The 525-nt window shown below is 41.5% G+C and carries 1 protein-coding gene; it reads left to right on the top strand.

Translation table 11 applies throughout. The annotated features are described in order from the left end of the window. Window positions 1-282: 282 nt before the first annotated feature. A partial coding sequence (locus tag R7Q46_RS30100) for a LysE family transporter (RefSeq protein WP_318078709.1) occupies window positions 283-525 on the top strand: 243 nt, incomplete at its 3' end.

Consider the following 525-nt stretch of genomic DNA (forward strand, 5'->3'; position numbering starts at 1 on the left):
ACCAAGTTCTTGAGCAATTTTGAATGTCGCGATTTCCTTGTTCTTTTCTTTCATTGTTTCCAATCTGCTCGAGAAGTTCGTCATACGAGTGTAACGTATCCATCGTGCTTATTTTTGTACAAAATTGCTATTCAGTATCGTTAAAAAGGTTAATTGTTTTCATATGAGTGAATTGGTGATTTATCCTTTCTAAATATGGCTGGATTTAAAGTTATTTAATCTGGTCGAGTTTGATTTATTGGTATAAGATTCGCCGCCTTGTTGTAGAAAACCTGTTCCATCATGATCGATTTAGCTGTACTTCCTATTTATCTCACGGCGGTTATCGCCTTATTGCTTTTGCCGGGCCCTGATATGTTGCTGATTGCGAGCTCAAGTATGAGCTACGGCAAAAAGGTTGGCCTATTTGCCAGTCTGGGGAACGCGACGTCTGGCCTTATCCTTACTTTACTGGCTGCGATGGGGGTTTCAACCCTGATTGCGATGAGCCCTGTGGCACTCAAAGTACTTCACCTTTTAGGTGGC

Source organism: Vibrio sp. 811 (assembly GCF_033339195.1).